At 54.1% G+C, this 24,566-nt stretch carries 21 protein-coding genes; 14 read left to right on the top strand and 7 right to left on the bottom strand.

The features are described from left to right. Positions 1-354: 354 nt before the first annotated feature. From IHV84_RS01955 to IHV84_RS01895, 13 genes are read left to right on the top strand one after another with little or no spacing between them, the layout of a single operon-like run. The gene (locus IHV84_RS01955; RefSeq protein WP_198845589.1) at positions 355-861 is read left to right on the top strand and encodes a hypothetical protein; all 507 of its coding nucleotides are present in this window, start codon (positions 355-357) and stop codon (positions 859-861) included. Beyond that, a complete protein-coding gene (locus IHV84_RS01950; RefSeq protein ID WP_198845588.1) occupies positions 858-2,567 on the top strand; it encodes a GspE/PulE family protein in 1,710 nt (569 codons plus the stop codon). Before IHV84_RS01955 ends, IHV84_RS01950 begins: the two co-directional genes overlap by 4 nt. Positions 2,568-2,575: 8 nt before the next feature. Beyond that, the gene (locus tag IHV84_RS01945; protein WP_198845587.1) at positions 2,576-3,823 is read left to right on the top strand and encodes a type II secretion system F family protein; all 1,248 of its coding nucleotides are present in this window, start codon (positions 2,576-2,578) and stop codon (positions 3,821-3,823) included. A 13-nt stretch (positions 3,824-3,836) separates the two neighbouring features. After that, complete coding sequence (gspG, locus tag IHV84_RS01940) at positions 3,837-4,283, top strand: type II secretion system major pseudopilin GspG (RefSeq protein ID WP_198845586.1); 447 nt, start codon at positions 3,837-3,839, stop codon at positions 4,281-4,283. Beyond that, positions 4,261-4,713: a prepilin-type N-terminal cleavage/methylation domain-containing protein gene (locus IHV84_RS01935; protein ID WP_370541159.1), complete on the top strand. Its 453-nt coding sequence runs from the start codon at positions 4,261-4,263 to the stop codon at positions 4,711-4,713. The genes gspG and IHV84_RS01935 overlap by 23 nt, the downstream gene beginning before the upstream one ends. Next, positions 4,710-5,183, top strand: a complete 474-nt coding sequence (locus IHV84_RS01930; protein ID WP_198845584.1) for a prepilin-type N-terminal cleavage/methylation domain-containing protein — start codon at positions 4,710-4,712, stop codon at positions 5,181-5,183. Before IHV84_RS01935 ends, IHV84_RS01930 begins: the two co-directional genes overlap by 4 nt. After that, positions 5,180-5,821: a type II secretion system protein gene (locus tag IHV84_RS01925; RefSeq protein WP_198845583.1), complete on the top strand. Its 642-nt coding sequence runs from the start codon at positions 5,180-5,182 to the stop codon at positions 5,819-5,821. Before IHV84_RS01930 ends, IHV84_RS01925 begins: the two co-directional genes overlap by 4 nt. Beyond that, positions 5,818-6,846: a type II secretion system protein GspK gene (locus tag IHV84_RS01920; RefSeq protein ID WP_198845582.1), complete on the top strand. Its 1,029-nt coding sequence runs from the start codon at positions 5,818-5,820 to the stop codon at positions 6,844-6,846. Before IHV84_RS01925 ends, IHV84_RS01920 begins: the two co-directional genes overlap by 4 nt. Further along, positions 6,821-7,945, top strand: a complete 1,125-nt coding sequence (locus tag IHV84_RS01915; protein ID WP_198845581.1) for a PilN domain-containing protein — start codon at positions 6,821-6,823, stop codon at positions 7,943-7,945. Before IHV84_RS01920 ends, IHV84_RS01915 begins: the two co-directional genes overlap by 26 nt. Beyond that, the gene (locus IHV84_RS01910) at positions 7,942-8,592 is read left to right on the top strand and encodes a hypothetical protein (protein WP_233099645.1); all 651 of its coding nucleotides are present in this window, start codon (positions 7,942-7,944) and stop codon (positions 8,590-8,592) included. Before IHV84_RS01915 ends, IHV84_RS01910 begins: the two co-directional genes overlap by 4 nt. Positions 8,593-8,595: 3 nt before the next feature. Continuing rightward, entirely contained in the window at positions 8,596-9,165 is a 570-nt protein-coding gene (locus IHV84_RS01905; protein ID WP_198845579.1) for a hypothetical protein, read from the top strand. Positions 9,166-9,195: 30 nt separating this feature from the next. Further along, a complete protein-coding gene (locus IHV84_RS01900; protein WP_370541158.1) occupies positions 9,196-11,802 on the top strand; it encodes a secretin N-terminal domain-containing protein in 2,607 nt (868 codons plus the stop codon). After that, the gene (locus IHV84_RS01895) at positions 11,783-12,919 is read left to right on the top strand and encodes an acyltransferase (protein ID WP_255523440.1); all 1,137 of its coding nucleotides are present in this window, start codon (positions 11,783-11,785) and stop codon (positions 12,917-12,919) included. Before IHV84_RS01900 ends, IHV84_RS01895 begins: the two co-directional genes overlap by 20 nt. A gap of 477 nt (positions 12,920-13,396) precedes the next feature. On the opposite strand, the gene IHV84_RS01890 is transcribed toward IHV84_RS01895, so the two are convergent. Next, positions 13,397-15,163: a hypothetical protein gene (locus IHV84_RS01890; protein WP_198845576.1), complete on the bottom strand. Its 1,767-nt coding sequence runs from the start codon at positions 15,161-15,163 to the stop codon at positions 13,397-13,399. A gap of 801 nt (positions 15,164-15,964) precedes the next feature. Here IHV84_RS01890 and IHV84_RS01885 point away from each other — a divergent pair. After that, positions 15,965-16,894, top strand: coding sequence for a glycosyltransferase family 2 protein (locus IHV84_RS01885; protein WP_198845575.1), 930 nt, complete (start codon positions 15,965-15,967; stop codon positions 16,892-16,894). Positions 16,895-17,016: 122 nt separating this feature from the next. On the opposite strand, the gene IHV84_RS01880 is transcribed toward IHV84_RS01885, so the two are convergent. Genes IHV84_RS01880 through rfbA form a run of 6 tightly spaced genes read right to left on the bottom strand, consistent with a single transcriptional unit; the run spans position 17,017 to position 24,530 of the window. Further along, positions 17,017-18,282, bottom strand: a complete 1,266-nt coding sequence (locus IHV84_RS01880; RefSeq protein ID WP_198845574.1) for a glycosyltransferase — start codon at positions 18,280-18,282, stop codon at positions 17,017-17,019. Then, the gene (locus IHV84_RS01875) at positions 18,282-20,867 is read right to left on the bottom strand and encodes a class I SAM-dependent methyltransferase (RefSeq protein ID WP_198845573.1); all 2,586 of its coding nucleotides are present in this window, start codon (positions 20,865-20,867) and stop codon (positions 18,282-18,284) included. The genes IHV84_RS01880 and IHV84_RS01875 overlap by 1 nt, the downstream gene beginning before the upstream one ends. 7 nt (positions 20,868-20,874) lie before the next feature. Further along, a complete protein-coding gene (locus IHV84_RS01870; protein ID WP_198845572.1) occupies positions 20,875-22,275 on the bottom strand; it encodes an ABC transporter ATP-binding protein in 1,401 nt (466 codons plus the stop codon). Continuing rightward, positions 22,265-23,092 carry an ABC transporter permease gene (locus IHV84_RS01865; protein ID WP_198845571.1) on the bottom strand — a complete coding sequence of 276 codons (828 nt, stop codon included), beginning with the start codon at positions 23,090-23,092 and terminating at the stop codon, positions 22,265-22,267. The genes IHV84_RS01870 and IHV84_RS01865 overlap by 11 nt, the downstream gene beginning before the upstream one ends. Beyond that, entirely contained in the window at positions 23,089-23,634 is a 546-nt protein-coding gene (gene rfbC, locus IHV84_RS01860; protein WP_198845570.1) for a dTDP-4-dehydrorhamnose 3,5-epimerase, read from the bottom strand. Before rfbC ends, IHV84_RS01865 begins: the two co-directional genes overlap by 4 nt. Beyond that, positions 23,634-24,530, bottom strand: coding sequence for a glucose-1-phosphate thymidylyltransferase RfbA (rfbA, locus tag IHV84_RS01855; RefSeq protein WP_198845569.1), 897 nt, complete (start codon positions 24,528-24,530; stop codon positions 23,634-23,636). Before rfbA ends, rfbC begins: the two co-directional genes overlap by 1 nt. Between the last annotated feature and the right edge of the window lie 36 nt (positions 24,531-24,566).

The following is a 24,566-nucleotide window of genomic DNA, read 5'->3' as shown; positions in this document are numbered from 1 at the left end:
ACTGGATCACAACGCGATGAGCCACAGACAACCGTCCATTGCCGCAGCAGCGCGGTCATCTTGATGCGGGGCTATTCTCCGGCCACTCCACATGATGCACTCATCAATCCTCACGCAAGAGCACTGGCCAATCCATGAGCCAGTGATCTTGAGCAAGGCCCAACAGCACCAACACCACGCACTTGCCAAGGCAAATGACGTCTATTACGTTCACTACACACTCATCGATTGAAGCATCTGAGGGTTCATAGGTTAGCAGAAGCGGGGAATGTGCATGCCAAAGGATGATCCGCAGACAAACAAGACCCATTCCACTCCTAAAACCATCAAAACTGCCAGTGCCACAATGTAAAAATGACTAAATCAAATCAAAAAAACTGGTGCTCATTCATTTTGTTTTTCGCACTAACAATTAGCACTTGCGCGCACGCACAAAATCAACCTGCCGCACAGCCACAAAAATCCAACATCACGCTTCCCAGCGGGGCCTCAGCAAAAAAGGTTGATGAATTTTTATCCACATTGCGCCCACCCACCAACTTTAACGCCCTTGAAAGCGGCAACGACATATTGCTGGAATTTCCAGACATAGCAGCACCAGGGGCAACTCGCATAAAAATTACAAGCACCATGCCAAATACTGATGGTATTTGGCTTCTGAGCCTCGGCCAACAGCCTGAAGCGGGCAGCAGCTTGCTTGCGTCAGTATTCCTTACACAGAATAGCCTCCCTGAAATAACACTGCTCTTGAACCTCATAAAAACCCAATCTATTCTGCTGGTGGCTCGCTCCAACGGAAAATACTACGGGCTTCAACGAGAAATAAAAATCGGCACGCCGACAGGAGTGGCAAAAAAATGAATCCCCAGCCCCCACAAAAGCAACGGTTTATTGATTTTCTTCAAGCCAGAGGACTGGTTGACGAAAAAGGAGCACAACAATTACATAGCCTCACATACCAGAAACAAGAATCGGCTGCAGCAATTGCCAGCAGGACTGGAATGGTTGCTGAGCAGGCACTTACCGATGCTCTGGCCGCATATACCGGGTGGCCACTTGTCAGGTTTGAGGAGCTTTCAGCGCTCGAGCAAGACATATCAAAAACCTCTGAGTACCTACGCATTAAAACAAGCTGGCTTGAGTCCCAAAGAATCGTTACATGGACATCAGAAAAAGACATCCACTGCTGTACATGTGACATGCCTAGCAGAAGCACCAAAGAGCTCTTTCAAAGCAAATCAAGTGAATTGAGCAAAGAACTAATCTGGAGCATTGCAAGACCCACAGATATAGAAAATATTCTCTCGGCAGTTAAGGCGCATGGTAACAAAAACCTTAATTCCACCGGAGATCTTGCTCACTTGAGAGAATTGGCAGAGGAAGGCCCAATTGTTGAGCTAGTGAACAGCCTCCTCAGTCAAGCTGTCACGCGCAGAGCATCAGATATTCACATTGAGCCAGGAGAATATTATTTTGCTGCCAGAGTCAGAGTTGATGGAGTTATGCGGGAACTTCAAAAATTTAGCGATGAAAAATTTGATGCAACCATCTGCCGAATAAAAATACTTGCTCAGTTAGACATTTCCGAAAGGCGCCTGCCACAAGATGGAAGATTGACAGCCAGAATACACGGGGAAGTTTTTGATGTCCGAGTCTCTATATTGCCCGGCACAAACGGCGAGTCAGTTGTAATGCGCCTACTAAGACAAGACCGCCCCAACTATGACTTGGGCGATCTTGGCATGCTCCCCGATCACAGCATAAAATTTCAAAAATGGATTGAAACCCCTAATGGAATTATTCTTGTGACTGGCCCAACCGGCTCAGGAAAAACAACGACACTCTACACGGCCTTAGACCTAGGAAACGATGGTTTAAAAAAGATAATAACCATCGAAGACCCCGTTGAGTACAAATTAGCAGGCATTACACAACTCCAAGTCAATTCCGAAATTGGATATACGTTTGCCTCCGCACTAAGATCCATATTGAGACACGATCCTGACGTTATTTTGATCGGCGAGATTCGCGACCAAGAAACAGCTGCAATTGCGGTGCAATCAGCACTTACAGGGCACCTTGTATTTTCCACACTTCACACGAACAGTGCAGCTGGCGCAATCACCAGATTAAGCGACATGGGAGTTGAACGCTTCCTTCTCGCATCCAGTTTGAGAGGCATCATGGCACAACGACTGGTTAGGCGCATTTGCCCTCACTGCAGTCAACCGCATGATGACATAGATATCGCACAAAAAACTCTTTTAGAGGATGCGCTCAACGAGTGGAATAGTCAAAAAATCAATCAACAAAATCTGCTCAGCTTACACCCACAAAAGCCAATAGGCTGCGAATCCTGCCTCCATACTGGCTATCTGGGGCGAATTGCCGTGTACGAACTCTTCGACGTCGACGACACAATAAGACAAGAGATCCTTGCAAAAACAAGCGAAACAGAAATTATTCAAAAACTAAGAGAAAAAGGCATTCGCTCAATGAACCAAGATGGCTTGCTGAAAGTGTGCAGCGGAATTACAACCATGCATGAAGTGATGTCCATTGGATAAATTCAGCCATGCCACTATTCAAGTATCAAGCTCTTAGCGCTGAAGGAAAGCAAAGCCGAGGAACTTTAGAAGCTCCAACAACAGATAATGCACTACAAGTTCTCTCAAAAAAAGGCTTGACTGTTTTCTCACTCGAGGCAATTACCTCCAATTCAGCAACAGGAGCTGCAAATTCTTCAAAAACTTCTTTCACCCCAAGCGGAAGCCAAGAGCAAAATCATAAAAATATCTCTCAAGAAGAGCTTTTAATTTGTGTTCAAGAATTATCAACACTGTTAAACGCGGGCATTCCACTAGCCGACGCATTACTCAACATTGCCCAAGGACACGAGACTCGTCCAATTGGAGCCTCCCTGCATGCGACTTATAAGAACCTCCGCTCTGGCTTGAGCCTAGCGTCTTCCCTGAAAGAAAGCGGGCTCAAATTACCAGCCTACGTTCACGAACTAGTTCGTGCCGGGGAAGAAACAGGGAAATTAGGAGCTTCGATTCAATCAGCATCGCAACAAATGGAAGCAGACGCATCCTTTCGCAGAGAGACACGGAACGCCCTAACCTATCCGATGGTGCTGATCGCTAGCGGTCTTCTGGCTACACTTGTTGTTTTCATTTTTGTAGTGCCAAAATTTGCCAACATTCTCACAAACCCGAAGGCCGATATACCCATTTTCTCTCGCTGGGTTTTGCAAAGCGGATTATGGCTGGTGAACAACAAAATTTTGGCGGCCGTCAGCTTTGCCTTGGCTGCTGGTGGATTTTTTTTCATCATCTCCAAGCAAAAAATAAGAGATCAACTATGGGAGATATCAAGCAATCTCCCCATCCTGGGAAAATGGATCAGCCATGTTGAACTTGCTCGCTGGGGAAGTATGTTCGCAGTACTCCTGGAGCATCATGTCCCGTTGCTAGAAGCACTGCGGCACTCTGAAAATTCTTTATCCGGCAGAAGCTGGAGACATAAAGCTGAGCTCATTTGTAGAGATGTGAAGGCGGGGCAATCTTTAGCGGGATCCATGCAGGCACACCATTTTTTGGATGCTGTAGGCCTTAATCTCATACGCGTCGGAGAACAATCGGGCAAGCTCGCGCACACCACGGCCTCGCTAGCACAGATGCACAGAACTTATGCGCAGCAAAGTATGAAACAGTTCCTCATTCTCTTGGAGCCTGTCACGATTCTTCTGGTATCTGTTCTGCTTGGCGGCATTATGATTAGCGTAATGCTGGCCATCACCAGTCTAACCAATGTAATTTAATTAAACACTGACCATGACACACCTTAAACGCCATCTTGCAAGATCTAAAAATTTAGGATTTACACTACTGGAGATGCTAGTAGTCATGGTAATTATTGGCCTTCTTGCCGGATTGGTAGGCCCAAGAATTTTTGGAAAAGTTGACTCCAGCAAGGTACAAACGGCTCAAGTTCAAATCAAGATGATTGAGAGCGCACTTCAAATCATGCGCCTCGATATTGGAACATTACCAGAAGGCGAAACCGCTCTTCAGTGGCTCACAAAAGAACCCGAAGACACAAACGTCAAAGCAACCTGGAAAGGTCCCTATTTGGAAGGTCAAATTCCAGTTGACCCCTGGAATAACCCCTACAAAATAGTTACGCCCGGCCCTAACGGAAAGGCTTTTGCCGTCATCTCACTCGGAGCAGATGGAAAACCAGACGGCGAGGGATTGAATGCCGATATCATGGCAAAATAAAACGCGCAACTCTATCCTCAGAGGGTTTACATTAATAGAAATGATGGCAGTCCTTGTACTGCTTGCACTTCTATCGGCGGTGGTTTTGCCCAATTTCGAACGTTGGTTTAACAACACTGAAGAGCGGGCCAAAGCTGCAGAGTTAGCAACATTATTGCAAAAACTGTACGCACGCTCCGCTCTGATGGGCATCAACGTAGACATTGATAACAGTACGCTCAATCAAACACTTCCCGATGGAAAGCCTGCAATCGAATTGCCCACAGGATGGCGGCTAGCAGAGAACCAAGTTTTAAGGGTGAGAGCGTTTGGTTCATGTGAGCGAGGAATTATCAAATTCGAATCATCGAAAAAAACAACGATCTCTCTTTTCATCAATTCAGAAAACTGCGACATCTCAGTACAGGCAACCGAGCGCGCACCTTCATGAGTGATTTATCCACTTCAACCTTTCCCCAAAAAAATTCACAGAAAGGAATCAGTCTTCTTGAGGTACTAGCCGCGCTAGTCATACTTAGTATCGGAGCCTCGGTTGCATTCACCTGGCTAGACCAGAGCCTGATCGCGCTGAACAAAATTAAAACCGAAGAATCCTTCCTCATAGCACAGAACGAGGCCATGGATTATCTAAGATCAATAAATCCACAAGAGAGGCCTATTGATACTGTGGATATGAGGGGTTACAAAATTTCCTGGACTTCTTCACTCATCAAGGGCCCCTCAAGAACCATGACAGCACTCGGCAACCCCGCAAAGTACGAGGTGTCGTTGTATGAACTAGATGTTCAGTTAACTCGTGAATCAGAGAGCCAAAAATGGGGGCAATTCAAAATGCAGCTTGCAGGATATCGCCAAGTCAGTGGTGGCAGCACAAGCATCTTTGGCGCACCTGTGCAATGAAAAAGCCTCAATCCAAGCAAAAATCAAAGGGGCTCACTCTGATCGAGTTGCTAGTGACGGTAGTTATCTTAAGCTTTACTGTCGCGATTCTTTCCGGGGCTTTCAATCAGATTTCCCAAATACTCAGAATCAGCTCCGAGCAAAGCAATGGATTTCCTGCACGATGGTCTCAATCGAGGGCACTCTACGATTTAGTTGGGAACATGGTTATTGACCCGACGAGAGAAAAGGCATTCAAAGGCAGCCATGAAAGCATAGAAGCGGTGTCATTAGCCGTGCCAGAAAACCAACCTGGAATAGCACATCCATTCAAGCTGGTCCTCAAGCCATCCAAAGATTCCGAGCAGTTCAGCGATTTATTACTTGTCCCCCCAACCACCCTGGGAAACGAGCAAATACAGCCCATTAGATTGGCACGTTTTGAGGGTCGGGTGGAGTTCCGCTTTGTAGATCACCTTGCAGCAGAACACACTCACTGGCCACCAGACGGCACAAACAGCCTCCGTCCTATGCCATCTGCTGTAGCCGTGAAATCGACAGACGGGCGGCGCAATTTAATGCGAATGGCTGCGTATGAAGGCCCCCTCAGTCCAGCCAACCGATCTCTTACCCAAGCATTCGGATTGGAATCACAGTGACCAAGAGCCTCCCCAAAAAAAATACATCGCATGGGTTTGCCCTTGCCGCTGTATTGTGGCTAATGGCTGGACTTTCCATAGTCGTTGCCTTGATAGCAGATACAACGCAAGCCTCTGCGGAGAGAGTGGCGCAGTTGAGAGAACGCACCGATTTTGTCCAGAGTGCGCTTTCCGCACGAGCCAATGCACAGTACTGGCTATCAGCCAGCAGGCCAAGATCTTCTGATTTTTTTGACGGGGCCTACTCAGTCAGGGCAGATAACACTCCATACAAAATCGACACCAAAACTATAATCTCCGTGCAAGATAATGGAGGACTTATCAACCTCAATCTTGGCAACAGGGATATATTAAGCAACTTTTTGACAGGATGCGGGATACCCGCTGAAACAACACCTTATCTCATTGATGCCCTCTTGGATTATGTAGACACTGACAATCTACAGCGCCTCAACGGTGCAGAACAAGATACCTATTCTGCAAAACGGCTTCCCCTTCCACGTAATAGCCCTCTTCTCTCGGAAGATGAAATATGGAATGTCTATGGCTGGAGTCAGTATCGTCGGCTACTTGAGCAAAACGCTTGTGACAAAAGCTGGACGATATATGGAGAATCATCGATGTTCGGTAGCAATGTTAATCTGGCAACGGCGCCTGCTCCGGTACTCAAGGCAGCCGGTTTAAATGAAGAAATGGTCCGTGACATCGTCACGCAGAGAGCAGATACCGAGAACTTGGCCGCACGAGTGTCAAATGCCAACGAGCTTCTAGGAACGAGCGGACCTTTTGGTGCATCTGCACAGGTCCAAAACATACTCAAAGTGACGCACAGACACGTGCGAGGTCCATGGATATTGAGATACACATTGGCTCTCAGCGCAGACGGAGAAGATCGGCCATGGAGCGTGCTCAATCCAGTCTTCAGCGCAGAACTACAGCCGGTTGATAAAATTCAGCCCCTCTCTTGGCCACAACAGCCAGTCAATCAACAGCCAAGCGATGCTTCACGAAGTCTACCTTTTTAATACCGACGGCCCTGATCTGCTACTTGGCAGGCAGGCGCCGCGCTGGCTCCCAGCCACGCTGCAAAGCGTGCACATGGTAGTCCCAAGGAAGCTGTGCGTTTATCACAGAGTCAGCTGCAAGGGTATTCCACGCCTCAAACTGTCCAACTTTGCAAGGCTTCAAGCCCAGGCACTCAGCCCATTCACCCAGCATGGCATGTGTGCAATCAAGCAGGGGACATGGCTTCACCTTTGGACATGGGATGCAGAGTTGGAGCGCATTTTTCAAGAAAAGCACCCCGACAAGCAGCTTACGAACACATTTGCCCACAGTATCTACAGCAGCAACGTCTCGCACCTAGCCTGGCTCAGGCAATCCGCATCTGGCGGGGTAGAGGCGCAACTGCGCCAGGGTTCCCATTTGGTCCACACTCTGTGGTTTGCAGAAGTGCCAACTCCCGAGATCTGGGAGAACTTGTTGGCAGAGTCTCCCGAGCTTGCAACTTATGGCTGGCCTCCAACGTTGGCCTCCACACCTACCACCAGCGAATACAGTCCAACGCGTTGGGCGAGCAACCTGACCCCTCCCGCGCACAAAGCCCCCGGTGTGGCCCTTGCCAAAGCCGTTCCAGTATTGCTCACAGCCTCCAGCGCCGTGCTGGCAGGCTGGGGCAGCTTTTATTATTTCCAGAAGGAATCCCAGCAAGCTGCGATACAAACAGGCATCGAGTCCCAAGATCGGATGTTGGCGGAACTCGAGCCTTTGCGCCTGGCCAAACAAAACGCAATGCAGACACTGCGTTGGATTGATGCTGCGCAACAGCTCTCACCTCCTCTGACCACTCACGGCATCCTGGCAGAGTTGGCGGAAATACTCGCTCCCCAAGGTCTGGTCGTGAGGGAGTTGGAACTGTCCCCCGCCACTTTACAGATGACTGTGGTATCCACTACCGGTAACGCACCCCGCCTAACGTACATCATCTCCAGCATCGAATCGCACCCATGGTTTTATGACGTGCGTTTTGTGGATGTCGTCGGTGGTAACGGGTTCAAATTCGCACTGCGCCTGGATGCCAAGGCGTCGCCGTTAACAGACAAGACAGAAAGAGATGCTCAATGACAGCCTCTATGCGTAATCTCTTGTGGATCGCCGCGCTCATTGGTTTTTGGTCAGTTGCATTGGACTGGAGAGACGCATCTGAGAAGCTTCGACCAGAAAGGGAGCGACTAGAGCAGCTCAAATCTCGCGAACAAAGTGCCATGACATCTGTGAACTGGCAGCGGGTTGCGGAGGAGGCTCTCATTGCGCAGGTCGCCTGGCTGGACAGGTTACCGGAAGTTACCCGGCCAGGTGTATTTCGTGCGGAAGCCATGGAAAGCCTTGCTGACTTGTGCCAGCAAGTTGAAGCGCCATGTCAAGTCGCGGCGATGGGGGAAACCGCTACCGCGAGCACTGGCAACACAAGCCCGACACAGCCCCCACCAACGATTCGCAGTGGGGGGGGGTTGAACACACCGCAGGACACAAAAGACTTACCTGGCTTGATCACGACCAGTGTCAAAATTTCTACCAACTTAGGCCCCCGGCTCATGCAGCTACTCACCGTGCTGGAAGAAGGCTCAACTCTCCGAAGAATTGAGCGCTTTACCGTTCGCAGTGGTCGCGCCGAGATACTCGTCAAGGTTTACGGAATCGATGCGGGAGTCTCACAGGCTCTGCGGCAAGCAGCCCAGCGCAGAGCTTTAGATACACCAGCAGCACGATAGAGCATGATGAAAATCACAGGAAATTCTGTCATTGCTGCGGCCTTGGTAGGGATAGCCATCGTCTTAGGATCTTGGCTAGGGTCTGCTGCACCTTCGGTTTCAGCAGACGCAGTTGTGGCAAAACAAGGATCTGACGGTACGGAAAATAAGGGGCCCCAAATACCCTTGCCCCGCGCCATCCGAAGCATGAGCCCGCCGCTATCGCAGCAAGATGTCGCGGCGGCCGCTGCCAAGGGAACATCACAGAAGGAGGGCATCAGCTCCGCAGAGATCGTACCCGGCGGCCCCCCCCCTGCCAATGCGATCGAGCGGTTGTGGGAGGCGAACGCCAACCAAGGATGGAAAGTGAGAGCTACGCCGCTGACACGGCCAAATTGGTACATCACCGGCGTTGTTCAAAGAGGCGACAAAACGCAGGTCATCGTTCAATTCGATGGAGAAAAACAACCCAGATTCCTTAAAATCGGCGACTCCTTGCCTGGAGGGGGGAAGCTTGCCTGGGTACGAGACAATGCCATTGGTGTTGTCACACCTGACAAAAAAATCGTAGGGGTGTCCGTGCGGCAAGATTAACAAGAGCCGTCACACAGAGACCACGGCGGTGTGAAACCGCGTTCTTCCCACAAGCAAGCGGCATCGCCCGCTGAGCAGCATGGGCTGCATTGGCGGCTCATGCTGCTGATTTTAGTGTTCACCAAGATGTTTCAAAGCCCTTCCCTCCATATCGTAGCTCTGGCCTGCCTCACTTTGGCAGGTTGTGCCAGCAAGCCACTTTCGGTACCTGCACCAATCGTATTTGACGGTAACGGTGAAAACCGCACGTCTGGTGTGCTAGGGGCACAAGCACCTGGCGCACCAAAACAGACACAGATCACAGCAGGCCCAAAAATGCCGCCTCTGATTGCTGGCAACCTCCGCCCATTGCAGCCCCCTACGAAAGCCAGTGATGAGGTAGGCGATCTCACTGTATCTATTGAGCAAATGAGCATACCGGCCTTTATCCAGGCCATTTATGGCGGCATCCTGCAACTCAATTACTCTATGGACGCGGCAGTACGTGACCGCACTGACCTAATCACCTTTCGTACTCCGAAACCCATGACGGCGGCACGGTTGACCGAAGTTGCCGGCCAGCTGCTGAAAAGTTATGGGGTCGCGGTGCAAGACTTCGGTGGGGTACTACGTATGGTCCCTTCTACCTCCACCGCCAGCACACTGCCACTTGTGCGCCGCGGCCGGGCGCAGCCCACAGTGCCGCTGCCGCTGCGGCCTGTGTTTCACTACATCGAAACAGAAGCTGTACGCCCGCAACTTTTTCTGGCCACATTGAAAATGATGGTGGGAGATAAAGTCAAACTCGAGATTGACAGCCAAGGTGGACTCATGGTCAGTGGTCAACCCGATGATGTTCAAGTAACACTGGAACTGATTCAGGTCTTTGATCAGCCTAGTCTCAGGGGTCAAAACAGTGTCCGAATTTCGCCTCGTTTTTGGGGTGCAGAAGAATTCACCCGTCGATTGTCGGAAATCCTGCGGGCTGAAGGTTACAGCGTGGCCAACCAACCCGGCACTGGCGACCCCATCACACTCATCGCACTCCCAACCGTAAATAGCGTCGTCGCCTTCTCCACCTCTAGTGAAGCATTGACCCATGCGCTCGAATGGGTTAAAGAACTGGATCAAATCACAGCCGTGCAAGCCGGTAGCGCTTACTTCACTTATCCAGTACGTAATTCAGATGCGCAAGAGCTGGCCAAGGCGCTGAACGACCTTATCAGTGGAGGCAGCGCCACGCCCGCCACAATGACGACCAGCGCCGCTGTTGGCGGAACACCTCCTCCGGCAGCTGCATCAGCCAACCGCCAGCGCCGCGTAGTAGTCAACAATGCCACGAACTCCCTCATCTTCCAGGGCGGCAGCCAAGAAGATTACCGCCAATGGCTTTCGCTGTTGTCCGAACTGGATCGTCCAGTTAAATCAGCGCTAATCGATGTGCTGGTTGCTGAAGTCGCACTAGCCGACGACAACAGCCTAGGCTTTAGCTGGCAACTGGATCAGATGGGTTCTGGGGCACAAGCTCTTCGACTCAGTGGTACCACCTACAACGCGCAGGCAAGCGGTACTGGGCTTTCCGTCAATGCCCTGCTGGGAGGTAATCCCTTGCGTCAATTAGCCATTTCAGCGCTTGCGAGCAACAGCGACTCTCGCGTCATCTCTAACCCAAAAATCATGACTCGCAACGGGGAGTCAGCTAGCATCAACGTGGGCCAGGAAGTCCCCACCGTCACTAGCCAGGGAGTGACCACCAACAATGGTGTGCTCACTGGCACCACCAATGTGGTGCCACAAACCATTCAGTACCGTAACACTGGTGTGTTGCTGCGCGTACGACCCGTTATTCACGCAGGCGACCGCATCGATCTTGAAGTGAACCAGGAAGTCAGTAGCGCCGAGCCCACCACAACCGGTGTTACCACTTCCCCCACCATTCGCAAGCGCTCAATTGAAACGAAGCTCAGTATGCGCGACGGCGCCACCGTCATGCTCGGCGGCCTGATTTCCGAAAATGCCACCGACAGTGATAGCGGAGTACCCGGTCTGAAAGACATTCCCGGCGTAGGTCATCTATTCAAAAAATCGGGACAAACACGCTCCCGCACCGAACTGGTGATTCTCATCACCCCTTACATCATCAATGACAGCGGCGAAGCTGAGGCAGCTACCGATGCCTACCAAGCTACGCTCGGTACATGGGCCCAAAGCGTACGGGACCGGGTCAAAGCCAGCCGTGATGCACGGCGCCCTCTACCACAGCAGACCTCGCTGACACCCCCTCCCTCGACATCAGACACCAAAGCGGCCGACCCCGAACAGACTGCAGCTCCACCGACACCCGATGGCATGGTGCCAGCACAGGCACCAGCCGCGGTAGCGCCTAATACGACAGCACAGCCGCCCCTCCAAGAGCGAATGATCAACTTGACTGATCGGACAGCCACAACAGAAATGCCGATACCCAGCAACAAAGCAGCGCCTGGACAAACCACTTCTGGAGCAGCCAACGCGCAAGGTACGCCATCGGCGCCTGGTGTCCCAGTGAGTAAACCTGCACCAGCCAGCATCAACGGAGTTAATCTGCCTGGCGGCGCTACCCTTGTGGAAGATCCCGATCTCATTCGTGAGATTCTCGATGCCACCCGCAAGCGCTAAACAGCCACCAATCCTGGCGCCCACTGGGCGCTACTGGCCTGCACTCGATGGACTGAGAGGCTTGGCCGTCTTAGCCGTGATGCTTTTTCACGCACAGGTTCCGCAGGTAGTGGGTGGCTTTGCCGGGGTGGACATTTTTTTTGTATTGAGCGGTTTTTTGATCACTAGCCAGCTCATGCAAGAGTTGCACCAGTCAGGCCACATACGTTGGGGCCGTTTTTTTATGCGTCGGCTATTGCGGTTGCAGCCCGCACTATTGTTGTTGCTGCTGACTTACATCTTGGGCTGGATTGCTGGATGGATTCCGGGCCCTGGCAGTACAGTGACGCGCGATGTGAGCATCGTACTGCTGGCCATGACTCACTGGGCCCGCGCATTGGATTGGTATCCGCCAGATTATCTCGGCCATGCTTGGTCACTGGGCATCGAAGAGCAATTCTACCTACTCTGGGCTTTGCTGTTGGCCGCTATGGGTAGATATGCTACCCGTCGCTGGAGCGTTTTAGCGCTGGCGCTGGCAGGTACACTGGCCGGCATGCTATGGATGCTGTGGCTACACACTGCGGGTGCTAAACCTGTCCGTCTATACAACGGGCTGGACACGCGTGCCATGGCCTTACTTTGCGGCTGCGCGCTAGCCAGCTGGCTTCATACACGCCGACCCGAGCGACTGGACAATGTGCCGTTGCCCTCGCACCTAGTTTCTCACTCACGTGCTGTGTCTTACACAGGGATGATGGCACTAGCCTTATTGCTTCTAGGAATGAGTAGCCTTGAGTGGCACAATTCACTCATGTTCCCGTGGGGCTACATGGCAATAGCCGTCACAGCTACCTTACTGGTGTGGTCGCTCGTACTGGCGCCCTCTGGACTGTGCTCCGCCATTTTGGCTTGGCCGCCACTGGTGGCTGTTGGCAAAATTTCCTATGGACTTTATCTTTGGCACTATCCTCTTTTTCGGGTGGCCGAAGCAAAAGCACTTGAAGCTGATATCCCCGTAGCCTATGCCATGGGATTGGCTAGCGGCCTGGCGGCTATGGCGGCATGGGTCAGCTTTGTGGCGGTTGAGCTCCCGCTACGCAAACGCTTGGCATGGCGCTACCGGCATACGGCTTAAGCTAGAACAGCCAGTATGCGAGACTACAGCACTCGCCATACCCCTCCCAATCTCGCCCACTCCTCTTGTGCACAGCAGGTTTACCCGGGGCTTTGAAGTAGCACATAGGTGTTCAATGCTGCGCTTCACTTTACTCTAAGCTGTAGAGCGGCCAGCTTTCCAGCCATTCCGGTGCGGTTGGCTGATGCACATGCCGCACTTGCATAACTTCAAGTATTAAAAACTTCGACAGCAAGCGAACTTGCCGGAAGCGCACGCTTAGGCAGTATCTCCGTAGCCTTGGCCTTCGAACGCCAATTACCTCCCAAGCGACCCCCATCAGCGCCAGCACACTCGTGCACAAACGGTCTCTGTGTCTGATGCGTTGTCCTGCTGGTGTTGAGCAAAGTTCGACCGTTACACCCGAAAGCCACATTCCGTTATCACTATAAAAAAAGGGAGCCGAAGCTCCCTTTTGAGACGTAAGCGGAAAACCGATTACTTCGCCAGGCCGCGGATAGCGTCTTGCGAGATAGGCTGTGCATCGTTCTGGCCTGTAGGCACGCGACCAGCCTTCAGGCTTTCGAAGTCCACGCCTTGCGCGTTAGACGTGTCGATCACAGAGGAACCAACCACCATGTAGCTCTGCACACGGATTGTCGTACCTGTGGTAGAGACGATACGCACGCGATCACCGAACTTACCTTGGGTATTGGCGACCACTGCGTTGCCGTCAGCACGGGTGTACACCGATTGAGCACCAAATGGGTTGGATGCAGCTGGTGCATTGACCAGCTTGGCTTCCAGCTCCTTGTTGCTGATGTTCAGAGTCTGACGAGGAGACAGGGTACCAATGGAGCCCCAAGCACCGTAGCGGCCGTCTGCATAAATCATCTGAGCAAACAGGTCAGCCGTTGCGGTTTCGCTGTTGTTGATGATACGCAGGGAAGTGGCTGCACCCTCGGCACCGAAAGTGGCGTAGCTAGCGTAGTTACGCACGTCGATCTGGATACCGCTGCCTACAGCAAAGGAACCCTTGCAGCTGTTAGGCTGCTCTTCGAAACGAACTGCAACATCACCCGCTCCATCAGGAGCCTTATTGAGCACCAGCTTGGCATCGATTCCTGTAGAAGGAATCGAGGCGAGGCCATCCACGCCGTAGCAAACATTCAGAACGGAACCAACTGCCAAGTTGGCGGCAGTGGAGTTCTTCACAGTCACCACACCGTTCACTGGAGCAGTACCTGTTGCATAGCCCGCGTCAGCGCAAGCAGCAGACGACAGCCAGAATTTGGCGGTAGAAGCGAAGTTACCTGTCAGAGTGACAGAGTAGTCCTTCAGTTCTGGAACGCCAGCAGCCGAAACTGCGGTAGCTGGTACTGTGGCAGCGACAGAGCCATAAACATTCGCCAAATCGGTGTCGTAGCCGTTCGCTAGCTTGGTGTAAGTGACGGTACCAATGTTGGCGGTTTTACCGGAGGCCGTAACAGTACCGACGGCTGCATCAAACAACGTAGCACCGTTGTTGTAATCTTGCGCAGGAGTAGTCGCAGCAGTGCTGCTGAGATTCAGATTGACAGGGAACGACAGGATAGGACCGGAGTTCTGATTGCCAGGAGCCACGTGTTCCGAAGCAGGGCTCACGTCAGCATCGGTTGCGCGATAAGTGGGGTCAGTGATGTTGGGGAACTGCTTGACAGAGCCTGTCAGTTGCTTGATGTTCTGGTCGCATTCAGCAATGGTTCCGACCAACGTCTTCAGCTTCCGAATCTTCAGCAAGTTTGCAGGGGCAGGGCTAACGGCTGCAGTAGCCAATGCGCCATTCGCAGCAGCATTCCAGACCACACGTGCATTGTTCACACCCACGCCAGCGGGGATTTGGAAGGTGGCGTACAGCGTCTTCGCATCGGTAGGGTCCAGCAGAACACCCCATGCGCTTGCGATAGTCGTGCCGTCCAAAGCCACCAACGCCACGTTACCACCGTCAGCCAAGGTGGCGTTACCTGGAAAACCAACACCAGCAGGAACAACCCACTCACCGTCCGACAGCTTCAACTGGATCTGAAAATAGGTAGCTTGGGCAGGATTGCGCACAGGACCAGTAAACGAATAGCTCACCTGTGGGGAAACGATAGCTTGCGCGTCACCAACGATCACTTCACGGGCAACGGAAGTGGAGTTGGTCTGGAAGTTGCCTGCATTGGCCGTACCGGCTGCAACGGCCAGGACGCTGGCGATTGCAAAAGCGACTTTGGTAAGTTTCATGAAAAAACCTCGTTAAAAAGTAAGAACTAGTTCAGCTTTCGGGTCCTCGCCAGAGTACACCCCAGCTTGCCTGAAATCCGGAAGGAGCATAGCGCAAACTACCCCCCCACGGTGAACCCATTATAGAGACGGTTTGCGCTCAGACGCCCCCGCAGCCAAGACAAAAGAGCGACGCCCTGTTTCTTTTTTGCAACTTTCTCACACACGCGACGGAACTTTGTCCTCCAACAAGGTGCATGGCCGTGGCAAGCCTGTTGATGCGGCCCTCCAGAAAGCCTCTCACCCATCGGGTAACGCCTGACTGCTACAGAGTGCGCACAGATGGGGAATGGCCATTGCTGCCTTGCTTTCCATTGCGCATCGAGCGACGCAGACTGAGAACAACCCCGGCACTTCGCAGCCTTCATACAATTCGCGGGCATCGCCAAGCGCTCCAAGCCTCGGGGAGACCGGCGCGGGACACTGTTGCATTTTTTGCGTTGCTAACATGACATCGACATGTATGCAAGCCAGTGCCCGGTGCTTTGAGGTACACGCAGTGAGGGAACGCTGACTAGCAGAGGCAACGCCCCTACCTAGAGGCACCGCCTGGATGACCAGGCAGCGTCACGCTTGCCAGAGCAAGTACTAACACCAAAGTAGCTGTGTCTTACAAGGCGCTGTGCGAGCAACCCAGGCCACCTGCGAGCCTATCGAAGCTGAAAAACGTCACGTACCCATGGATCAGAAAGCCTCTTTCGCGTTTTTGTTGCCCCAGGCCCAACGGAAGGCAAAACGAGAATACTGTTTGAAGGCTTGTCAGTGAACACCACCACCCACATCCTGCTGGCCACCTACCAGGGGGCGGAGCACCTGCCAGAGCAGTTGCACTCCATTGAGCAACAGACTTTTTGTCACTGGCATCTTTGGGCCAGAGATGATGGATCTACCGATGCTACGCGGAATATCTTGCAAGCATTTGCCCACAGGCACCCTGATCGAACCACTCTGCTTGAGGGACAGGGGGGTGGGGCTGCTCGGAACTTTTGGGCGTTGCTACAGGCAGTACAACCCCGCACCGATCACGATTTGTTTGCGTTTTGCGACCAGGACGACGTGTGGCTGAGCGACAAGCTGGAGCGTGCCGTGCACTGGCACACACACCAGTCAGGCCCTGCTACGGCCAACCTCTATTGCGCCCGAACACAGGTGACTGACGCCCAGTTGCGACCCTTGTATTTATCGCCTCGGCCTCGGCGCCCACTCACCTTGTGCAACGCGTTGGTGGAAAACATCGCCAGCGGCAACACCATGGTGCTGAATGTGCCGCTCTTGCAGGCAATGAAGCGGATTGCCGCTGACAACATGGTGCTGCACGACTGGAGTGCCTACCTGGCTGCGACAGCCTGCGGAGGTAAGGTGCATTTTGACCCGCACCCGTGCCTGCTTTACCGCCAGCACTCAGCGAACGTAGTGGGCGCACGCAAGGGTTTGCTGCAGCGCGCTCAGCGGTTGGGTAGATTGATGAAGGGAGGTTACCGCGCGTGGGGCGATGCGACAGAAGGTGCGCTGCGGGATCTGGCTCCCTTGCTCACGGCTGAAAGCAAGGGTATTGCCAGATCATTTGCCGCGGCAAGGCACAGCACTTGCGGTGTACAACGTCTCAACCACGCCCTGCGTGCGGGGCTCGCTCGCCAACGCAGATCGGCGCAGTGGGCTTTTTGGCTGGCCGTGCTATTGGGTTTGGTTTAGAGCGGCTTGCACACCCTGGGTGTCGTTGCTCTGTCATGCCGTGTGCCTGCAGTGCACGCAATGGAACGCGCTGCCCAGGCGGCTTCGCTAAGAACCTGCTCAAAGGCGTGTTGGCTGATACCTTAGTGGGGAACCACGGCTTGGCGGTACAAGGATTCGTAGAAAAAAGCCTCTTCTTCCACTCGGTAAGGCAGGCGCATACCGGTTCGCCATGATGGCAATGTGTCGGGCATCTCAAGGATTTCTGTGAGGGCCTGCGCCCAGGCATTCACGTCACCCGCAGCCACAACGCGCCCCCCTCCGTGGGCCTTAATCTTTGCCGGAGGCGCCCCCAGGTCTGAGACGAGTGCGGGGACACCCAGGACTGCCGCTTCGTGCAATACCAGGGAAAATGACTCAGGCACTACGGAAGGAAGGCACAAGAGATCGACCTGCTTTAGCACCGCAGCGACGTCGCCCGGAGGCACCTGCCCCACCCACTCCACCCGGGAATCTGCTGCCATCATGTTGCGAATGTCTTGTTGGTGCACTGGATCGCCGTAAAAGCCGCCGACCACCCGCAACCGCAGACGTTCAGATGGCACACGCTGCAGCGCCTGCAACAATATATGCAGGCCCTTTTGCGCAACGATCGCACCCACGTACCCCAGCGTGATGGGCGCCTCTGGCGCAAGATCTTCATGAGCGTGGACAACACTCTGTCCATTGCCCATCAGCGCCAGAAAATCAATGCCGTGCGGAATCACCCGCCAAGGAAGCTCAGGGAAGGCTGCCCTGAAAAATTCAGCCACATATTCCGAGGGCACTACGCGCTCTATCGCCCCTTGCAGCAAGGCCTTGGCGAGTTGATGTCGCTGTAACAAGGCGGGTTCAGTCCATTCGGGAACCAGACAGTCACGCACACAGCTCCTGCCCTCGTCGGGGCCAGAGCAAGGTTGGCCCTGGGCGTTGATTGCATTGATGCGATAGCAGCCGACAAAGAAGTCTGTCAGTGTGACCGCATAAGGCAGACCGCACTGCTGGGCGGCCAGCAGGGCAGATGCCATGCGCAGGGTATGAAACACATGAACCAGCTCAAAGCGTTCTGCACGCATCCAGTCGCGTACCTGTTCCACCATCGCAGGGGCCACATCAAAACCCAAGTCGCCAGATGCGGGCAGGAGCGATCGGGGAATGAGCGTGACTGGCACCCCCTGATATACCTCGTGATGCGCGCCGGCCAATGCGCCCGAAGACTTGCCCGCAGGGGCTGGGTCGCGCATGGTGCACGCCAATACATGCACGTAGTGACCAGCCCGCTGAGCACAACGGGCGAGGTTGAGAACCACGCGCTCGGTACCGCCAGAAAACTCTGGATAGAACTGGTGGAGAACAAAAACGATGCGCATCAAACGCCTGCCTTCAGATCAGTGTAGATAGATTGGGCCGCTGCAGCATCGCCCTCGCAGTGCTTGGCCTTCACATCCAAATACATGAAGGCCAGCGCAGAACCTGCTGCCGACGCATAGATCTTGACGATGCCCTGGCGCAACTCGTTCATCAATACGTCAGAAGAAGGACCGTAGGTTTGCCCGGCAAAGTGGGCAAAGTGGTCCAGGCGCCCCAAAAATGCGTCCAAGAACCGCTGTGCCTCTTTGGATTCATCTGCACTGAGCCGCTGCCCCGGCAAATTCAACTGCTGCTGACGGAACTGCTGCAGCCAGGCGTCAAGACGAGAGTCACCCAACTGCAACTCTCCCTGGGGTTCGATGCGTGCAAACTGGCGACGCCATTCATCACTCCATTCGCGCAGCGTGGTTGCCACGCTTTGGCCTTCTGCAGGCAGGGGCGCAGCCAGCCACCGCGACAAATGCACCGCGATCGAAAGCACACCCGCGCACAACCCACGCTGGGAGTGGATACGGGGATATTCAAAATCAGGAAACAAACCAACCAGAAAGACCACGTCGACAAACGACCGCTTAAGGTAGTAGTACGCAGGCCGGTTGTGCGAGTGAATTACCTTGACGGAGGCGAGCATTGCCACGCGGTAGCCGTCCTGGATCAGCCGAATGCCGAGGTCCAAGTCCTCGGCATAGTCGCCGCGGTAGCGATACTGCTGGAATACATCACGCCCGATCATGCAGGAGACATCGCTCAACTGCCCCTGGGAGCGCAACGATGCATGTCCAGAATCGCGCAACTCTCCAATACGGTCGTAATCCAAGCAACCGAGGAATTGGTAGTGCGTATGAATCATGGAGTCATACATGACATCGCTGTCGCTGCGGCTGTACTCAGCACACGATGCGGCCACCACTTTGTCTTCTGCATGGTCACGAAGAAACTGGACCATGCCCGCCATCCAACGGTCGCCGATGGGGTAGGCGTCTTGAACCATGAACAGAAGATAGTCGCCACTGGCAGCGTCAGCCCCGCGATTGCGGGCATAGCTGTGGGAGAACTCTGATGGCAATATTTCCACCACCACACAGCCCGCATTTTTAGCGGTACTCACCGTGCCATCTTTCGAGCCTGAGTCCACCACAACGACTTCAATGCGGCCTATGCCTTTTTGAGCAAACAGCTTCTGAAGAAGCCACCCAAATTCTCGCCCCGCGTTCAAGGTCGGAATGACCACCGAAATGCCGACATCAGAATGCAGCGGGGGGGACTGCAGCAACTCAGGGTGCAGGCGCAACTCCCGTTTCATGCTGTTAGCGTGAAGGAACTCGGGCGCGTGAGACAGCACGCCCTGCCCCAGCAGCAAGCCAGGGCGTGCACGCAACTGACGCCAGTAGTACGGAGTACGCCGGAGCACCCCAATGGGGCCGTGCCGCCTTAATTGTTCGCGCAGCATGTCCAGCGCCCGCTTGGGGCGAGACGCCCTGGTCTTCGCCACCAGGCGCCCCAAGACGCGGCGAAAACCTCGCAATGGTCGGGTGAGTCGCCAGGACTTTGACTGCAACATCCCATCCAGCTCCACGCGCAGCGAATGAATAGACGCTCGCTGAGACTCAATCACGGCCTGTTGCGATTCTTGTACCTGCAAGAAATGTTGCTGTTGCGCTGCCTCGTTTTCCGCGGCGGCCCGGTGAAGGTCTCTCAGGGCCGATTCTCTTGCGCTGATCACCTGATGCAGGTTCAAAGTCTCTTTTTGCGCGTCCTCAATCGTGGCGTACAGCTTCAAAGATGTCGCGTCTCTGTCGTCAATGGCCTGCGTCAGGTGTTCACACCGATCGGAAAGAAACTGGTTGGTTAAGCGTAATTCGAACTCAGCACCCAACCGAGCAAATAGTTTGCGCATCACCTCCCAGTGGGAATTGCCCGCCTGCTCTGCCATGGAAGCCAGACTGGGGTGCCTGTCCGTTCCCACCAGCAGAACGCCCAAACCGTTGGAGTGCGTGAAGTTAAAGCCTGGGTATTGCTGCGCCAGCTCTTGCCAAAGCCGATGAACACCGAAATCATCACGATGGACGCAGGTGTCATGAAAAAGTACTACACCACGGTCAGACAGCTTCGGCAACCATGTTTCGAAATCATGTTTGACTGCCTCGTAGGTGTGCAAACCATCAATGTGCAATAAATCGACACTTCCAGGAGCAAAGTCTTCCAAGGCCTGATCGAAGGTTTTTCTGAGCAGCGTGGAAAAGCTGCCGTACAAGGGGTCATGGTATGCGCGCAACTGCTCGTAGACGCTGTCGTCGTAGCGACCAGCATGCTCATCGCCCTGCCATGTATCTACCGCGTAGGCCTTGGTTGGAGAAGACGCCTCTTCGATGGACTGACAGAAGGCACAGTAGGAATTGCCTGTGTGCGTACCCAGCTCGACCAACACTCTGGGTTTGATTTGGTGGATAAGCCACGCGGCAAAAGGAATGTGCCCCGCCCAAGGGTTGGGCAGCACCAAACGCCGTGGCTCTACCAGTGAAACGGCCAAATCTGTATTGTTCATTTTTTGTAAGACATAGAGTCGCGCAACATTCAAGGCCATTCCCAGCCTACGGCAAGTTGGCTGGCAAAACGTCTAGAGAAATCCGGCGCATCGGGATACCGACCAGCCCGGCAGATGCACTGGTTGATTCTGATTTGAACTGGAGCGCATCGTGCATCCAGTGGTGTTGCACATGCTCTTGTTGCGTTCCGTCAGCAAGCGCGACGGTGATTGTGTAGTCACCCACGGGCATTCGAGGCATTTCGAATGAAAAGGTGGCACAGACCGTTTCACCAGCACGGCAAGCGGGAGCAGTACCCAGGTAGGCCAGATAGGTGTTGTCACCAAAAAGCGCCTGCCCTGTTCGGTCGTTCACATAAAACCCGATGATCGGAGAGCGCAGAGGCCGATGGCAAATGGCTTCCACCTTCAGGCTGACCGATTCTCCTCCTACCACCCAATTCAAAGGGCGGCCCTGCCTGTCCAGAAACTGCACATTGGCAATCTCCCCGCCTCGTTCACCAAATGATGCGGAGTCTGGCTGGAACTCGAACACCCGGATGTCATTGCGCAAAGGGCTGGCGTTCAGAAAGTCGCGGCGCTGATCATGAAAAGGCAAGTCGGTAGCGTCAAGGCGTGCGCCTGATGGGCGAACCACGGGCTCGGCACTCTTGCCTTGCTGCTCCTCGTAGAAAGCCTGCAGATACAAATCACAAACTTCCTTGGCCGGACCACTCTCAACGAGTTGGCCCTTTTCTATCCAGATCACCTTATCGCACAGGCTTTTCACCGCTGCGGTGTCATGGCTGACGAAAAGCACCGTGCCCTGCTGCATGAAACTGCGCAAAAAGCGCATGCACTTCTGGGTAAAGAAGGCATCCCCCACAGCGAGTGCCTCGTCGATGACCAGGATGTCCGCATCCACATGCGCAATCACAGCAAATGCCAAGCGCACCAACATGCCGCTGGAGTAGGTTTTGACCGGCTGATCCATGAATTCACCGATGTCAGCAAAAGCTTCGATATCGGCAAATTTTTCGCGCGTGCGCTCTTCGCTCTGGCCAAGGACACCCGCATTGAAAAAGACATTCTCGCGGCCGGTGAACTCTGGATTGAAGCCTGAACCCAACTCCAACAGCGCAGCCACACGGCCACGCACTTCCACATGCCCTGCTGTGGGATGCAGGGTGCCACAGATCATCTGCAACAGGGTGGATTTACCCGAGCCGTTTCGACCAATGATGCCTACAGTCTGGCCTTTGCGAATTTCAAACGAGACATCGCGCAAGGCCCAGAACTCCCGGTAATAGCGTTGTACGTCCCGGCCCAACCAACGCTGCACGCGAGGCTGCAAAAACTGCCGTAGTCGCTGGCCTGGGGAGTTATAAATCTGAAAGCACTTCTGCAGGCCTTGGACTTGTATGACCGTATCGTTGTCCGAGTTCAGCGCCTGGGGTTCATAGGACATCTGCAAACCCCTTGCGTGTTTTCTGAAACCAGGCGAACCCCAGCCAAGCGGTAGCTATGGAGGCAATACTGTAAACAGCCAAACCTTGCCAATCAGGCAATCGCCCCCACACCACGACCTCACGCACTTGCTCGATCACAAAAGTCAAAGGATTGAGGTGCATCCAGGGTTGCAAATCAGGTGGCAGAGATTGCACCGGAAAAAACACGGGGGACATGAACAACATCACGGAAGTGACCAAGCTGATGGTCTGCCCCACATCGCGCACAAACACACCCAAGGATGCCAACCACCAGGCAAGCCCCAGCGTCAACAACAAAAACGGTAGCAACACCACAGGCAGCAGCAGTGCGGTGATCGGCAAGCTGCCTTGAAAAACCAACTGGGCCGCGATGAGCACCACCACACTGACCAGAGCATGGAACGTGGCGGACAACAGCTGTACTACCGGCAGGATTTCCAAGGGAAACACAACCTTCTTGACATAGTTGACGTTACCAAGCACCAGCTGTGGCGCCCGATTGATGACATCGGAAAACAGCGTGTGAACAATCAACCCGGCAAACAGCACCACAGCGAACTGGGTCTTGGACTCCTCACTCGTTCCCCAGCGCGCCTGAAACACTACGGAAAACACGAAGGTGTAGATCGCCAACATGAACAGTGGCGTGATGAATGACCACGCGAGCCCCATCGCCGAGCCCTTGTAGCGTCCGATGATTTCGCGCTGACCCATGCGAGCAATCAATTGCCGGTTTGCCCAAAGGGAACGCACAGCCCCCACGGGGGAGGCTGATGCTGTCGCGTGGGGATTCATGGAAGCTCTGCCTGAGCCAAGGGTAAACCCACTGCGTCTTTGGCTGAGAGCAACGGGGTAACACCGCCCAGTCGCCAATCAATCGCCAGATCCGGGTCATTCCACGCAATGCAGCGCTCAAATTGCGGCGCATAGTAGTCAGTGGTTTTGTACAAAAACTCGGCGATGTCACTGAGCACCACAAACCCATGCGCAAAACCGGGGGGCACCCAAAGCTGACGGTGGTTGTCCTCGCTCAATTCCTCAGCCACCCACTGACCAAAAGTGGGAGAGCTTTTGCGGATGTCCACTGCGACATCAATCACCGCGCCTCGCACCACCCGCACAAGTTTGCCCTGGGGCTGCTGGATCTGGTAATGCAAACCACGCAGCACACCCTTGGCACTGCGGCTGTGGTTGTCCTGCACGAACTGGTGATTGGTGCCCGTGGCCTCGTTAAAGGCCTTCTGGTTGAAGCTTTCAAAGAAAAAGCCTCGAGCGTCGCCAAACACTTTGGGTTCAATCAGCACCACTTCAGGAATGGCCAGTCGCGTTGCTTTCATCAGTACACCGTCTCTTTCAGGATTCGTTGCAGGTACTGCCCATACCCGTTCTTGGCAAGCGGCTTGGCCAGCTTCTCCAGCTGAGCCGCATCAATCCACCCATAGCGCCACGCAATCTCTTCCGGACAGGCAATCTTGAGGCCCTGGCGGTGCTCCAGCGTGGCGATGAACTGCCCCGCTTCGAGCAGGCTTTCGTGGGTGCCGGTGTCGAGCCAAGCGTAGCCCCGGCCCATGATTTCGACGTTGAGCTGGCCTTGCTCGAGATACAGGCGGTTCAGGTCGGTGATTTCGTATTCGCCGCGTGCGGAGGGTTTCAGGCTCTTGGCCAGGTCTACGACCTGGTTGTCATAGAAGTACAGGCCGGTGACGGCGTAGCTGGACTTGGGGGCCTGGGGCTTTTCTTCGAGGCTCAGCACTTTGCCCTGGGCATCGAATTCGGCCACGCCGTAGCGCTCGGGGTCGTGCACGTGGTAGGCAAAGACGCTGGCGCCTTGTTCGCGCTGCATGGCGTTGCCCAGCAGTTCGTGGAAGTCGTGGCCGTAGAAGATGTTGTCGCCCAGCACCAGGGCTGAGGGGGAGTTGCCGACGAATTGCTCACCGATCACAAAGGCCTGGGCCAGGCCGTCGGGGCTGGCTTGCACGGCGTATTGCAGGTTCAGGCCCCATTGGCTGCCGTCGCCCAGCAGTTGTTCAAAGCGCGGCGTGTCTTGAGGGGTGCTGATGATGAGGATGTCGCGGATGCCCGCCAGCATGAGGGTGCTGAGCGGGTAGTAGATCATGGGCTTGTCGTACACCGGCAGCAGTTGCTTGCTGATGGCCAGGGTGGCCGGGTGCAGGCGCGTGCCAGAGCCGCCGGCCAGGATGATGCCTTTGCGCTGGGAGGTGGGTGGGGTCATGGGGCAAGTCCTCAAGGGGCCAGCCCATCGGTGCAG

The sequence above is a fragment of the Acidovorax sp. IB03 genome (genome assembly GCF_016406015.1).
GTDB classification, from domain to species: Bacteria; Pseudomonadota; Gammaproteobacteria; order Burkholderiales; family Burkholderiaceae_C; genus Acidovorax; species Acidovorax temperans.
Note: the sequence above shows the minus strand (reverse complement) of the source record. Positions and strands in the feature narration are given on the sequence as shown.